Genomic DNA, 13,928 nt, shown 5'->3' with positions numbered 1-13,928 from the left:
ATAGAAAACACATCGAGCGATCAGATTGGCTACTCAGCAGGAGACATTTTATTCGCCCCCTCGGGAAGCGGATCACTCACTTCAGTCAACGATGTTTTTCGGAATGGCACCCATGAGCCAACAAGTCTGTATTAACCGTCTGGAATCAGGGACTGCCAAGGTTGGGTTGCTTTTTAACCCTATGAGTGGACAGGTCCGGAAACGTGGAAAGATTATAAAAAAAGCACTCAGCGACATACCTTGCGGCCTTATCCGCGAAGCCAGCAGTGCAGTGGCGTTCCAAACATCAGTCGATGCACTCATGCAAGCTGAAATTGATTTATTAGTCATTGTAGCAGGAGATGGCACAATACATGCTGTACTCAGCCATTTGTTCGCAACTCAACCACGTGCCAAATGGCCTCTGCTGGCTATTATTCCAGGTGGCACAACCAATATGACATCACTGGATCTGGGCATTCGTGGCAAACCGGAGCAGGCCCTGCAGCGACTCCGATCCTATCTGCTGCAGCCATCGACACCGATATTGATACGACGCTCTGTTTTGTGTATCGAACAAGCAGGCTCTACCAAAATATATGGACTATTCTTTGCTGTCGGGTTGGTTGCAAGAGGCGTCAAATTTTCCCGTAGTAGCGTTAAACAACTGGGCCTAACCGGTGGGATATTTACTCTTCTTATTATGCTACGTTCCCTGGCAGGTATGATTCTGGGTAGCCATCAAAATGAATGGGCACCCGTTCAAATGTCCATACTTGATGCCAATGGCAAAACACATCATGGAACCTACCTGTTTGCGCTTGTTAGTGCACTGGACTGTCTGCTCTTGGGCATACGCCCCTACTGGGGACAAGAACAGGCACCACTTCATATCACATGGGTAGACCAACAACGCAAGCACCTCTGGTCCTCATTATGGCCTTTGCTTTCAGGCCGAGGGCGCATACTCAAAGAAGAGGAAGGTTATCACAGCTACAACACACACGCATTGGCATTGCACATGAATGACGAATATATTGTAGATGGCGAACTGTATCGGTCAGTCAGCCAGGATATTCCCTTATATATTACGGCAACAGACCCCATCAACTTTTTAGCGCTATAGGATCTGCAACTCACAATGACAGCTTCTTTTCCCGTATCTACCAAACCACTACCCACTGCCTTATTAGCTGAAATAACAGCACAAAGCGAAAAAACGGTAGCAGCAGATTTCTCCATTCTGGTCGATGCCGTTGTCACACGCTTTGATACCGCACTGGATGCGGTCATACTGTATGGATCCTGTTTGCATTCCCGCGATCTGGATGAAGGAATCGTGGATCTTTACGTTATCGTTGATAGCTACCGTAATGCTTATTCAGAACGTCATTTAAGCTATCTGAATACCTGGTTACCACCCAATGTGTTCTACCTTGAGGTCTCTCATCAAGGCAAAACACTACGTGCCAAGTATGCAGTTATCTCAACAACGGATTTTGAACAAGGAGCCCAATACTGGTTTCACCCTTATATCTGGGCGCGTTTTGCTCAGCCATCCCGCCTGCTCTACGCACGCAATGAAATAAGCCGCCAGCGTATCTATCATGCACTGGCCCATGCAGTGATTACTTTTCTCAGAACAGGTATTGAAGCACAAAACACTTGTACAATCGATATCGAAGAAATATGGACGCGTTGCCTGACGCTCACTTATGCAGCAGAATTGCGACCAGAACGAGAAACACGAGCACGCTACCTCGCACGTTTGAATCTAGATAACTTTGCGCAACTCACTGCGGCCGCAAGACCTGTATTAACAGACATATTTGAAATACAGTCAAGCGGGCATTACCGCTGCCTAACCAGTACAGCAACTCGGCGGCGTGCACGATGGCATTGGCGTCTGCGGCGCTGGCAAGGACGTATTCTATCTATTTTACGCCTAACCAAGGCCAGCATTACTTTTCGGGATTGTCTTGATTATGCCGCGTGGAAAATTGAGCGGCATACCGGCATCCATATTGAAATCACGCCCATGTTACGACGCCACCCTGTTCTTTGGGGTTATAAAGTCATGTGGCAATTGCTACGACGCGGCATATTGCGTTAAAAAACCTTTTCTATAAAAATAAAACCAGGCTACCGTTTTTTTATTTAAAACTATCAATGGAGACACTTGTGTATTTTTTACAGCGTTTATTCATTTTCTCTTTTGTTTCAAGCTTACTTGCTTGCTCAAGTGTGCAATACGGCATATTAGAAAAAGTAGGCATCCCTAAACGAGATGTCATGGTTTATCGGGTTGAAAAAGCCCGCGACACACAAGAGGAAACCAAAGCACAATTTAAATCCGCGTTGGCACAGTTTACCGCTGTCACCAACTTTAAAGGAGGCGATCTCGAAACGATATACAATCAATTAAACAGTGAGTACGAAGCCAGTGTCAGTAAAGCCCAGGAAGTCAGTAAGCGTATTGCAGATATAGAAGATATTGCTCAAGCATTATTTTCCGAATGGGAACAAGAAATCACGCAATATAACAATATCTCACTTAAACATAGCAGCCAGAATAAGCTGAATGCAACTAAAACACACTACAGGCAGCTTCTCTCTTTAATGAAAAGTGCAGAAACCAAAATTAAACCGGTACTCCGCGTATTCAGTGACCATGTATTGTTTCTGAAGCACAATCTTAATGCACGCGCGATTGCTTCGCTAAAAGGAGAATTAGGAATCATGAAGGCGGACGTGTCATCCTTGATCACTTCGATGGAAAAATCCATTCATGAAGCAAATGCTTTCATTAACACTATGGAAAAATAGATAGTATCCTCAGAATTTATGGCGAACGACCCAATATACTCTGTCGTTGCCATGATGCATACATGATGGCGTTATCAACTGAAACTGATAAAAGTAACAGTATCCGATAAAATAGCGCTATCTACGGGTAGACGGGCCGGTCAACATCAATCATATGCTTTAATTTGAACATCCGTTCTCTATGAAAAACGCATCGATAAATCAACGGCCTTTATATCCTTTGTCAGGCTTCCAATAGAAATTCTATCTACCCCTGTTTCCGCTATCCTGCGTACCTTTTCCAAGGTAACATTCCCAGATGCTTCTAATATCGCGCGCTCACCTGTTGCCTGGCTGGCCAGAACAACGGCCTCACGCAACTGATTCAGACTAAAATTATCTAATAAAATCATTTTTGCACCGGCCGTCAACGCGATCTGCAATTCTTCTAATGTTTCTACCTCAATTTGAATAAATATACCATGGGGTGCAATCTCCTGTGCGCTACTCAAAGCCTGCCTAACTCCACCGGCTGCAATAATATGATTCTCTTTAATTAATATGCCGTCATACAGTCCAAAACGGTGATTCACCCCCCCGCCGCATTTAACCGCATATTTTTGTGCGAATCTAAGTCCTGGCAACGTTTTACGAGTATCAACAATGACTGCTTTTGTGCCTGACACAGCCTCAACGTAATGTTGTGTACAGGTTGCAACTGCAGACAATACCTGTAGAAAATTTAATGCAGTTCGTTCAGCCGTTAATAAGATCCGGGCATTTCCTTTGATCTCACATATCTTCTGATCTGCGTAAACCACTTCTCCGTCTTTGGCAAACCAGTGTATCTGAATCTCTGATGAGAGTGCCTGAAAACAGGCTTCGAACCATGGAATACCACATAAAACAGCAACCCCTCTATTTATAATATAAGCAGTCAGGTTCTTTTCAGCTGGAATCAGTGATGCAGTTAAATCACCTTCTCCGATGTCTTCTATCAATGCCTGCCTGACGTTATTTCTAATTTCATCTAGCAAATTTTAAAACTCCTATCAGCCTAAAGAATTCACGCAACGTATGTAAATGGAATAGTATATGTCAGCCATATGAAAAAGGAGGCAACATGCCAAGTGTAATAGATTTGATTATATATAGTATAGGCACTATGTTGGGCCTTCTCATTATTGGTACGATCATACTGTGGTTCATCCAGGATATCACTCAGAAGAAACATGCCGTATTGCGCAACTATCCAGTAATCGGACGGCTACGTTTTATTTTCGAAAAACAGGGAAAATATTTTCGACAGTACTTCTTTTCCAATGACAGAGATGAAATGCCGTTTAACCGCGCAACACGAGCCTGGGTTTATAAGAATGCAAAAGATAAGGGCAGTATAGTTGGCTTTGGTTCTACCTATGATTTGCGCGAACCCGGCTCAATTATTTTTGTTAATGCGGCATTTCCTATCTTGGAAGAAGAACAACTACCCACCCCCTCACTTCTGATTGGTGAAGGCTATTGTAAGCATCCCTTTGCGGCCCGATCAATTATCAATATCAGCGGGATGAGCTATGGCGCTATTTCAGCACCGGCTGTCCGTGCATTATCACGCGGCGCAGAAAAGGCTGGATGCTGGTTAAATACGGGAGAAGGCGGTCTTGCACCTTACCATCAGGAAGGCGACTGCGACGTTATCATGCAAATTGGCACAGCCAAATACGGTATTCGTGATGAAAACGGTAATTTCTCGCCAGAACGCGCCAAAGAACTCGCCAAGGTAGTTAAAGCATTCGAAATAAAACTTTCCCAAGGAGCCAAACCAGGCAAAGGCGGATTACTCCCAGCTGCTAAAATAGGTCATGAAATCGCTGCCATTCGCGGTATTCCTGCACATCAGGACTCGATTAGCCCCAATCGCCACAGAGATATTGGCAGCATTGACGAGTTACTCGATAAAATTATTTATATTCGAGATCTCACAGGACGTCCAGTCGGTATAAAAACAGCGATTGGTGGATGGCATTTTATCAATGAATTATGCAATGCCATCAATCGACGGGGTCATGAATACGCACCAGATTTTATCACTATTGATGGTGGCGAGGGTGGCAGCGGTGCTGCACCAGAAACCTTGCTCGATTATGTAAGTCTGTCGATTACAGAAGCATTGCCGCGGGTTGTTGATTCATTATTGCAGTCTGGCTTAAAGCAGCGCATACGGATAGTTGCGGCCGGAAAACTAGTAACTTCAGCGCAAGGAGCATGGGCACTATGTGCAGGTGCTGATTTTATTAATACCGCGCGGGGCTTCATGTTTTCGCTCGGATGTATCCAGGCCATGCGTTGCCATACAAATACTTGCCCCACCGGCGTCACAACGCATGACGCACGTCTGCAGAAAGGTCTGGTTGTACAGGAAAAATACTTGCGCGTCGCTAATTATGCTATCAATGTCAATAAAGAAATTAATATGATTGCTCATTCATGCGGGTTGCACCATGCACGCGAATTAAAACGCGAACACGTACGTATCACTGAGACAGCGGGAAAAAGCATCGCACTCAACCTCTTGTATCCTTACCCTGAAGTGCAAAATGAAGTACAAAAGCAGACTCCGGGTGCAACAGATTGAAGAATCACTGTCTGGAGGCGGTTCAGTATGACTTGGAATCTGATATTACAACCTATTGCCACATGCAAAATCTATTAATATACTCATATTCCCATAGATCTGAACGATAAAAGCTTACGGCATATTGGATACTATCGAGGAATTCCTGCCATATCTAGTTGTTTAATTCGGTTTTTCAAAACAATGCGCTCTTGAAATTTTTCTCGATTCCCCCACCTAGAAGTTAATTATCTATTATGGGAGCATTCCATGCGTTATGAGAAATTAACCACCAAATTTCAACAGGCATTAGCTGATGCACAAAGCATAGCTGTTGGCCAGGATAATGCGTACATTGAACCCCAGCATCTTCTACTGGCGCTATTACAACAACAAGATGGTGGCACCGTTTCATTACTACAGCGTTCTGGTGCAAATGCTGTAGCCATTCGGGACGCACTAAGAAAAAGTATACAGCGCTTATCTAAAGTAGAGGGTACTGGTGGAGAAATTGGTATTTCACGTACGCTTGGTAATCTGCTCAATCTCGCTGATAAGGAAGCACAGAAACGGAATGATCAGTTTATTGCATCAGAAATGTTTCTACTGGCCATTCTTCAAGACAAAGGTGAGACAGGGTTATTATTAAAACAACATGGTGCCAATTATGCCGCGCTGGAACAGGCAATCATTGCGGTACGCGGCGGAGAGAACATCACCGATGCGGAAGCTGAAACTAGCCGTGAATCACTAAAGAAATATACCCTGGATCTAACCGAACGTGCTCGGCTAGGAAAACTTGACCCCGTAATAGGGCGTGATGATGAGATTCGTCGTGCCATCCAGGTACTGCAACGACGCACTAAAAATAATCCGGTATTAATTGGTGAACCGGGTGTGGGTAAGACTGCGATTGTAGAAGGCCTGGCTCAACGTATCATCAAGGGAGAGGTCCCAGAAAATCTAAAAAATAAAAGAGTACTGTCACTCGATATGGCCGCATTATTGGCCGGCGCCAAATATCGAGGAGAATTTGAAGAACGCCTCAAGTCCGTATTGAAAGAACTCGCACAAGATCAAGGTAGCACTATCGTGTTTATCGATGAACTTCATACTGTAGTCGGTGCGGGCAAAGCGGAAGGGGCAATGGATGCGGGAAATATGTTGAAACCGGCACTGGCACGTGGAGAACTACATTGCGTGGGCGCTACTACGCTAAATGAGTATCGCAAATATATTGAAAAAGATGCCGCACTGGAACGACGTTTTCAAAAAGTACTGGTGGATGAACCGACCGTTGAAGCCACTATCGCAATCTTGCGCGGCCTACAAGAAAAATATGAAGTACACCATGGTGTCGACATTACTGATCCCGCAATCGTCGCGGCAGCTGAATTATCTAATCGCTATATTACTGATCGTTTTCTACCCGATAAGGCCATTGATTTAATCGATGAAGCGGCAGCGCGGATTCGCATGGAAATCGATTCCAAACCGGAGGCAATGGATAAGCTGGATCGGCGTTTGATACAACTTAAAATTGAACGTGAAGCTATTAAAAGAGAAACAGACGAAGCCTCTTTAAAACGCTTACAGTTATTGGAAGATGAAATAAAGCAAAAGGAACGCGAATACGCTGACCTGGAGGAAATATGGAAAACAGAGAAGTCGCATGTTCAAGGGTCACAGCAGATCAAAGAAGAAATGGAGAAGGTTAAACTGGAAATGGAAGCAGCGACCCGCCAAGGAGATTGGCAGACGGTCTCTGAATTACAGTATGGGCGTATTCCAAAACTCGAGGCACAACTAAAATCTCAGCTCGATGATCAACATCAGCAAAGCGAATTCACCGGGCAAAACAAGGTAGCCAGTATACCTAAACTGCTGCGTACTCAGGTTGGTGCAGAAGAAATTGCCGAGGTCGTTTCACGCGCTACCGGCATACCCGTTTCCAAAATGATGCAGGGTGAACGCGAAAAACTTTTGTTGATGGAAAAAAAGCTGCATGAGCGTGTGGTGGGTCAAGATGAAGCCGTACGGCTTGTCTCCGATGCAATTCGTCGGTCACGTGCAGGACTTTCTGATCCCAATCGACCCTATGGTTCCTTCCTGTTCCTGGGACCTACCGGCGTTGGTAAAACCGAGTTATGCAAATCACTTGCTGGATTTCTGTTTGACTCAGTGGATCATCTCGTTCGCATTGATATGTCAGAATTCATGGAGAGGCATTCTGTAGCACGGCTGATTGGCGCACCGCCTGGATATGTCGGTTACGAGGAAGGCGGCTATCTTACCGAGATCGTGCGCAGGAAACCTTATTCTGTCATTTTGCTGGATGAAATTGAAAAGGCACATCCCGATGTATTCAATGTACTGCTGCAGGTACTTGATGATGGTCGCATGACTGACGGTCAAGGACGCACCGTTGATTTCAAAAACACGGTTATTGTGATGACATCTAATCTTGGCTCACAGATGATACAGGAAATGTCAGGTGATGATTATCAAGTCATCAAGCTGGCTGTAATGGGAGAAGTAAAATTTCATTTTCGCCCGGAATTTATCAATCGGATAGATGAAGTCATCGTTTTCCATTCATTGGATGAAAAACATATCAAATCAATAGCGCAGATACAATTAAGATACCTTACAGCAAGGTTGGCGAAACTGGAAATAGAACTGCAAGTAACGGAAGCGGCCTTAACAGAGCTTTCCAGGGCAGGCTTTGATCCAGTTTTTGGTGCGCGTCCATTAAAGCGGGCAGTTCAGGCACAAATAGAAAACCCACTGGCAAAGGAACTATTGGAAGGTCATTTTGTCGCAAAAGATACGATTCAGGTAGATTGCAAGAATGGCATCATACAATTTTCAAAAATAAGTGGTTCTATCTAACATGGATTTATTTAGAATAAATAAAATACACAAGTTAACAGGGTTAATATATTTAAGCAGTATCAGTTTCGGGTAGAATGTATACTTTTCACTGGATAGATTGTCATGTTTAAAGGTAGCTTGGTCGCTATCGTCACCCCTATGGATGAAGATGGCGGATTAGATCTAGAATGCTATCGTGCCCTAATTGATTATCATATCACTCAAGGTACCAATGGCATTGTCGTAGTTGGCACAACAGGTGAGTCTCCTACAGTAGATTTTGAGGAACATCAGCTTCTGATGCGTACCGCGGTTGATCATGCTGCGGGACGTATCCCTATAATAGCTGGAACTGGTGCAAACTCGACTCGGGAGGCAATTGATTTATCCATTTACGCAAAGAATGCGGGCGTGAATGCTTGCTTATCTGTAGCCCCCTATTACAATAAGCCCACCCAGGAAGGATTGTATCAACATTTCAAAGCAATCGCCGAGGCGGTAGATATCCCACAAATTTTGTATAACGTACCGGGTAGAACTGTCGCAGATATTGCCAACAATACGGCCTTGAGGCTTGCTCAAGTTCCAAATATTGTCGGGATTAAAGATGCAACAGGCGACATCGGACGAGGTGGTGATTTGTTGCGGCGCGCACCGCAGGATTTCCTGATTTATAGCGGAGATGATGTCAGTTCACTGGCTTTTTTATTACTGGGGGGGCATGGTGTTATTTCAGTGACAGCTAATGTTGCTCCAAAATTGATACGTGAAATGTGTGACGCGGCATTTTCTGGTGATCTATCAGCAGCTCGCTCTGCCAATAACAAGCTCATGCGTTTACATACCGACTTATTTATCGAAGCTAACCCGATTCCTGTAAAGTGGGCAGTTGCACAAATGGGGCTAATCAACAAAGGGATACGCCTACCATTGACTCCCTTATCAAATCATCATCACCAGCTTGTCAGAGAAGCCATGAATTTAGCTGAGATTTATGATTTAAAGGGATGAAATATCGAACATGAGGTGGCAAAGAATAACCATATCATATATGGCATTGGTACTATCATTAACCGTTACAAGTTGCAATCTGATATCCGAAAGTAAAAAAATCGATTACAAATCGGCTGGAAAACTGCCTGCATTAGATATTCCGCCCGATTTGATTACACCAGCAACCGATGAGCGCTATCTTATTCCTGACCTCAACGCAACAGGTAGTGCAACATATTCTGCTTATCACAATGAACGTGGCGGACAACCCAGAACAGGATTTTCTTCTTTGTTACCCGTATCAGATAAGGATATTCATATTGAGCGCGCAGGCACCCAGCGTTGGCTAGTCGTACCACAGACACCAGAAGCAGTATGGCCGAAAATAAAAGAATTTTGGCAGGAACTCGGTTTTCTGATTAAACTAGAAGTACCCGAAACGGGAATAATGGAAACTGACTGGGCAGAAAACCGGGCTAAATTACCGCAAGATTATATTCGTAGTATCCTCTCCACATTGCTAGATAGCTTGTATTCAACAGCTGAACGGGATAAATTTCGTACGCGCCTAGAGCGTGGCGAAACAGGTACAACCGAAATTTATATCAGTCATCGTGGAATGGATGAAGTAATCGAAGGCGGCAGCACTCAACGTACCATCTGGCAACCACGTCCCGCTGATCCAGACCTTGAAGCTGAAATGCTCTCTCGTTTGATGATCTATTTTGGAGTAGCAGAAGAGAATGCGAAACTAGAATTGGCAACTGTAAGCAACACTACCCGAGAGCGCGCATATATTGATCGAGAGCAAGAGAACATACTGATAGTCAACCAAGCATTTGATCGGTCATGGCGACGGGTCGGCTTGGCTCTTGACCGTATTGGCTTTACGGTTGAAGACCGTAATCGCTTAGAAGGTATTTATTACGTACGCTATGTTAATCCTGAAACAGATAGCCATAAAAGCGGAGATGATGATGGAATTCTATCGGGGCTTATGTTCTGGCGCAAAGATACTACTGATATAAAAGCAATAAAATATCGTATACAAGTTAGCGAGACTGGAACGAATAGTAGTAAAGTTGTCGTACTGAATGAAAGCGGCCTGTCCGCAAAATCTGATACTACTGATCGCATTATTAAACTACTGTATGAGCAATTAAAATAAAGCAGAAAGCAGAAAGCAAATATAGTGATTTGATTAAGAATGTTTGTTTAGTTAGAAAACAGATTCTTTCTCAAAACCAAAAAACCGCCTGTAGGCGGTTTTTTAGTTATCTCTGATAAAACATCACGAGATAACTTATTCCTTATTTTGTTCTGACATTAATTCCTTAAAATTTTCCTTTTCTTGCTCCGGAAGCGCCTGCTTCGGTCTATCACATGCTGCCAAAAATAATACAACTAAGATGGTCGCTAAAAGAGAAACTTTCATTATATTTTTCCTTAATCCTTATTTTGTTCTGACATTAATTCCTTAAAATTTTCCTTTTCTTGCTCCGGCAGCGCCTGCTTCGGTCTATCACATGCTGCCAAAAATAATACAACTAAGATGGTCGCTAAAAGAGAAACTTTCATTATATTTTTCCTTAATCCTTGCTTTGTTCAGACATCAATTTCTCAAAATTTTCCTTTTCCTGCTCCGGCAGCGCTTGTTCCGGTCTGCCACATGCTGCTAAAAATAATACAACCAGGATAGTTGCTAAAAGTGAAAATCTCATTACATATTTCCTTATATAAAAAATTCTTAAAGTGCTACAGTGTATAACAAAATCAGCCGATCATTCAAGCAAGGCTTTTTCGCTGATTAAAAAATCAACGTAGGGATAACAGCATACTGCGTTATCCCTTTGATTCAAATTAACCTTCCCCATAAGAAGAAGGTTAATTAAAAAGAAGAGGAGCTACCTTCCAATCTCTTTTCAGTCCACTATTGGAGTTATTCCTCGTTATCCTGATTCTCATCGTCTATTACCTGTTCATCAGCCTCATCGCTTTCTTTAACTACGTTAGCTTCATCTGTCGTCGATTTATCAAAAACAGGCTCAGAATCCCGCGGAGCAAAAGCAGAGGGAGGCGGCTTGTCCATAGGATGCCCATCAAGACTCTTTTTACCCTCGCAGGCTGTTAGCACAAATATCGCAAGTGCGGCGACTAAAAACGAATACTTCATCAAATAATCTCCGATATTATTTACACTAAAAGTGATAGCATAATCGAAGTAATCTAATTATACAAATTTGCAACGCGCAAATAGTCTCTGAGACATAAAATCACAAACAGCTTATTGGATTTGAATGGTTTTAATGAATAGCTTAGCGAAATAATTGAATAACCATAAGAAAGAAAAACAAGCTAACATAGTATAAGAAATGAACGAACTCGCTAATTTTTCTAAGCCATCAATGTATGATATTGATACTATTTCTTCGAAAATAATAATTCTTAATCACAACATTGAAAGAAACAGATCCAAAAAAAACGCCCTTCAGAGCAAAGAGCGTTTTTTCATTAACCTGATTAATCTTATATGCGAATTAATTATTCGACTTATCAGGTTCACTTCCCCGTTCATCCATAAAACTTGGTGGATACTGGCCCGGCTTCGGTTCACCACATCCAACTAAAAATAATGCTAAAAGAGTAGCAGCGAATAGAGCGTATTTCATTTTTTTAATCTCCTATAAATTTATAATAAATTAAAATTTATGTATAACAACTCTTCCAACTCTTACAACCTTTTGGCCATTTTAATTAGAAAGACCACTTTCCTAATACCAGAATTATAAATTACTGTCCAGAAAATTTAAAAATTTGTATGCTCCAGCTCCCTCGAACCATCAATTCGTAGCCTCATTTATGGTTATATAGCCATAAAGATACCACTCATAGAGAATATGAATCACTGCACTATCTAATGTATCACATGGCGGTAAAATCTGGCGATCAGCCAGTTTTTCTAATAATGGGTAAGCATCACTATCGATGGGGTATGCTTCACCATTGAGAAAAAGTAAGTTATTACCACTTATTAACATGCGACTTTTTAAATCAAGCTGCACACCCATTTCCTTAACCCGCTGTATAAAAACTTCCCGTACAAGCGGGCAACTGGGCTGTTTAAAAAAAATATGGGCTTTCGGTTCCGTCAGATAAATACCCAGAAAATTTTCAATATCAACGTGATGCCACTTAATTTTACTCAATATCCCACGTGTCTGGCGTAACATAGCCTGACTGATTCTTGCCGGATGAGATTGTAGTTGCATGCCAGGATCTTCATACCAACCATCAATTTCCATATGATCTTGCAGATAAATAAGGAATTGCGTAATGAGATCATGATGACTGGGCGCACGGAATCCGATTGAGTAGGTCATGCAATCATTCTCTGCCACGCCATGATGAGCATAATTTGGCGGCAGATATAACATATCACCCGATTCCAGTGTCCATTCTTGTTCCGGACAAAAATTACTTAAGATTTTAAGGGGTGCGTCTGCAATCAAGCTATCATCCTGCTGAGCAGATATCTGCCAGCGCCTGCGGCCTAAGCCCTGTAATAGAAAAACATCATAGGAATCAAGGTGTGGTCCAATTCCACCACCTCTGGGAGCATAACTAATCATCAGATCATCCAATCGCGCATGGGGAATAAAATTAAATTTCAACAACAGGTCACGTGCAGAATGAAAAAAATGATTCACATCATTCACTAATAATGTCCATTGTTTTTTTTGCAGGCCAGAAAAGTCACGGATCGTAAAAGGGCCCTGTTTGATGGACCACTTTTCATTCTTTCGGATAACCAGGCGCGATTGTGCATCTTCTTGACAGGCAAGATTAATAAGCTCATCACGAGTCAATAATCCTTCAAATTCTGCTAAAGCATTACGTACTAACAATGGTTTTTTCTGCCAATAATCTCGGAGAAAGTCTCTCGGAGTAAGATCTCCCAGAATAATTGTTTTCATGATATCAATCTGATGATTCCCATAATTCTGCTAAGCGAGCGTCACGCCCGCAATTTTTTCGATAATAAGTATATCGCAGCGGATTCTTGATGTAATAATCCTGGTGGTATTCCTCTGCTGGATAGAATACTGATGCGGGCAATATCTCGGTAACGATTGGTTGCATAAAACGCCCAGAAGTTTCCAAAGTAACCCTGGAAGCCTCTGCCAGCTTTCTCTGCTCATCATTATGGTAAAAGATCGCACTACGATATTGCGTACCACTATCACAAAATTGTTGATTAGGGGTCAGCGGATCAATCGTAAGCCAATATGCAGCTAATAATTTGGCAAAATCAGTCTTAGTTGAATCAAAATAGACCTCCACTGCTTCAACATGTCCAGTTTCACCCGCAACTACCTGTCGATATGTTGGATTAACAACTGTACCGCCAATATAACCTGATATCGTTGCAATAACGCCCGGCAGTTTGTCAAAATCAGATTCTGTGCACCAAAAACAACCACCCGCAAAAGTAGCGATGCTCAAATTTGAATCAGTCGATTCAAGAATTTTGGTTGATGACCCCTCGTATTTATCAGATTGCTGACAAGCCGTCAGCATAGTGGTTAATAATAGCACCGCCCCTAAGCGCAACCAGTGACAAGCCCATTGAGGTAAAAGAGACAAAAAATTCGTTTCCATAAAA

Annotated in this window: 15 protein-coding genes; 7 read left to right on the top strand and 8 right to left on the bottom strand. The window is 42.7% G+C overall.

Going from position 1 to position 13,928, the window contains the following annotated elements:
- Window positions 1-112: 112 nt before the first annotated feature.
- From BUQ89_RS14130 to BUQ89_RS04970, 3 genes are all read left to right on the top strand, one after another.
- Window positions 113-1,105 (top strand): diacylglycerol/lipid kinase family protein, encoded by a 993-nt coding sequence (locus tag BUQ89_RS14130; protein ID WP_028461647.1) that lies wholly within the window; start codon window positions 113-115, stop codon window positions 1,103-1,105.
- Between the two features lie 15 nt (window positions 1,106-1,120).
- On the top strand, window positions 1,121-2,092 hold the full coding sequence (locus BUQ89_RS14125) for a hypothetical protein (RefSeq protein ID WP_028461648.1): 972 nt from the start codon (window positions 1,121-1,123) through the stop codon (window positions 2,090-2,092).
- Between the two features lie 68 nt (window positions 2,093-2,160).
- Window positions 2,161-2,805, top strand: coding sequence for a DUF2959 domain-containing protein (locus BUQ89_RS04970; RefSeq protein ID WP_028461649.1), 645 nt, complete (start codon window positions 2,161-2,163; stop codon window positions 2,803-2,805).
- Window positions 2,806-2,984: 179 nt separating this feature from the next.
- Here the strand turns inward: BUQ89_RS04970 and nadC are convergent, their stop codons facing one another.
- Window positions 2,985-3,821 carry a carboxylating nicotinate-nucleotide diphosphorylase gene (gene nadC, locus BUQ89_RS04965; protein WP_028461650.1) on the bottom strand — a complete coding sequence of 279 codons (837 nt, stop codon included), beginning with the start codon at window positions 3,819-3,821 and terminating at the stop codon, window positions 2,985-2,987.
- 86 nt (window positions 3,822-3,907) lie between these two features.
- Here nadC and BUQ89_RS04960 point away from each other — a divergent pair, with 86 nt between their 5' ends.
- From BUQ89_RS04960 to bamC, 4 genes are all read left to right on the top strand, one after another.
- Window positions 3,908-5,419: an FMN-binding glutamate synthase family protein gene (locus tag BUQ89_RS04960; RefSeq protein ID WP_028461651.1), complete on the top strand. Its 1,512-nt coding sequence runs from the start codon at window positions 3,908-3,910 to the stop codon at window positions 5,417-5,419.
- A gap of 249 nt (window positions 5,420-5,668) precedes the next feature.
- On the top strand, window positions 5,669-8,290 hold the full coding sequence (gene clpB / locus BUQ89_RS04955; protein WP_028461652.1) for an ATP-dependent chaperone ClpB: 2,622 nt from the start codon (window positions 5,669-5,671) through the stop codon (window positions 8,288-8,290).
- Between the two features lie 105 nt (window positions 8,291-8,395).
- Window positions 8,396-9,283 carry a 4-hydroxy-tetrahydrodipicolinate synthase gene (dapA, locus tag BUQ89_RS04950; protein ID WP_028461653.1) on the top strand — a complete coding sequence of 296 codons (888 nt, stop codon included), beginning with the start codon at window positions 8,396-8,398 and terminating at the stop codon, window positions 9,281-9,283.
- Between the two features lie 40 nt (window positions 9,284-9,323).
- On the top strand, window positions 9,324-10,433 hold the full coding sequence (gene bamC / locus BUQ89_RS04945; protein WP_245812899.1) for an outer membrane protein assembly factor BamC: 1,110 nt from the start codon (window positions 9,324-9,326) through the stop codon (window positions 10,431-10,433).
- Between the two features lie 135 nt (window positions 10,434-10,568).
- Here the strand turns inward: bamC and BUQ89_RS14360 are convergent, their stop codons facing one another.
- The 7 genes from BUQ89_RS14360 to msrA form a co-directional block, all read right to left on the bottom strand.
- Window positions 10,569-10,700 (bottom strand): hypothetical protein, encoded by a 132-nt coding sequence (locus BUQ89_RS14360; protein WP_256205446.1) that lies wholly within the window; start codon window positions 10,698-10,700, stop codon window positions 10,569-10,571.
- An 11-nt stretch (window positions 10,701-10,711) separates the two neighbouring features.
- Window positions 10,712-10,843: a hypothetical protein gene (locus BUQ89_RS14355; protein WP_256205445.1), complete on the bottom strand. Its 132-nt coding sequence runs from the start codon at window positions 10,841-10,843 to the stop codon at window positions 10,712-10,714.
- Between the two features lie 11 nt (window positions 10,844-10,854).
- Window positions 10,855-10,986, bottom strand: a complete 132-nt coding sequence (locus BUQ89_RS14350; protein WP_256205444.1) for a hypothetical protein — start codon at window positions 10,984-10,986, stop codon at window positions 10,855-10,857.
- Window positions 10,987-11,204: 218 nt separating this feature from the next.
- Window positions 11,205-11,438, bottom strand: coding sequence for a hypothetical protein (locus BUQ89_RS04940; RefSeq protein ID WP_177183588.1), 234 nt, complete (start codon window positions 11,436-11,438; stop codon window positions 11,205-11,207).
- Window positions 11,439-11,802: 364 nt separating this feature from the next.
- A complete protein-coding gene (locus BUQ89_RS14345) occupies window positions 11,803-11,934 on the bottom strand; it encodes a hypothetical protein (protein ID WP_256205443.1) in 132 nt (43 codons plus the stop codon).
- Window positions 11,935-12,105: 171 nt separating this feature from the next.
- Window positions 12,106-13,239, bottom strand: a complete 1,134-nt coding sequence (locus BUQ89_RS04935) for a cupin domain-containing protein (protein WP_028461655.1) — start codon at window positions 13,237-13,239, stop codon at window positions 12,106-12,108.
- Between the two features lie 4 nt (window positions 13,240-13,243).
- Complete coding sequence (msrA, locus tag BUQ89_RS04930) at window positions 13,244-13,924, bottom strand: peptide-methionine (S)-S-oxide reductase MsrA (RefSeq protein ID WP_218146747.1); 681 nt, start codon at window positions 13,922-13,924, stop codon at window positions 13,244-13,246.
- Window positions 13,925-13,928 lie beyond the last annotated feature (4 nt).

The sequence above is a fragment of the Nitrosomonas cryotolerans ATCC 49181 genome, from assembly GCF_900143275.1.
GTDB classification, from domain to species: Bacteria; Pseudomonadota; Gammaproteobacteria; order Burkholderiales; family Nitrosomonadaceae; genus Nitrosomonas; species Nitrosomonas cryotolerans.
The sequence above is the reverse complement of the archived record's forward strand: the minus strand, read 5'-3'. Positions and strand labels throughout refer to the sequence as shown.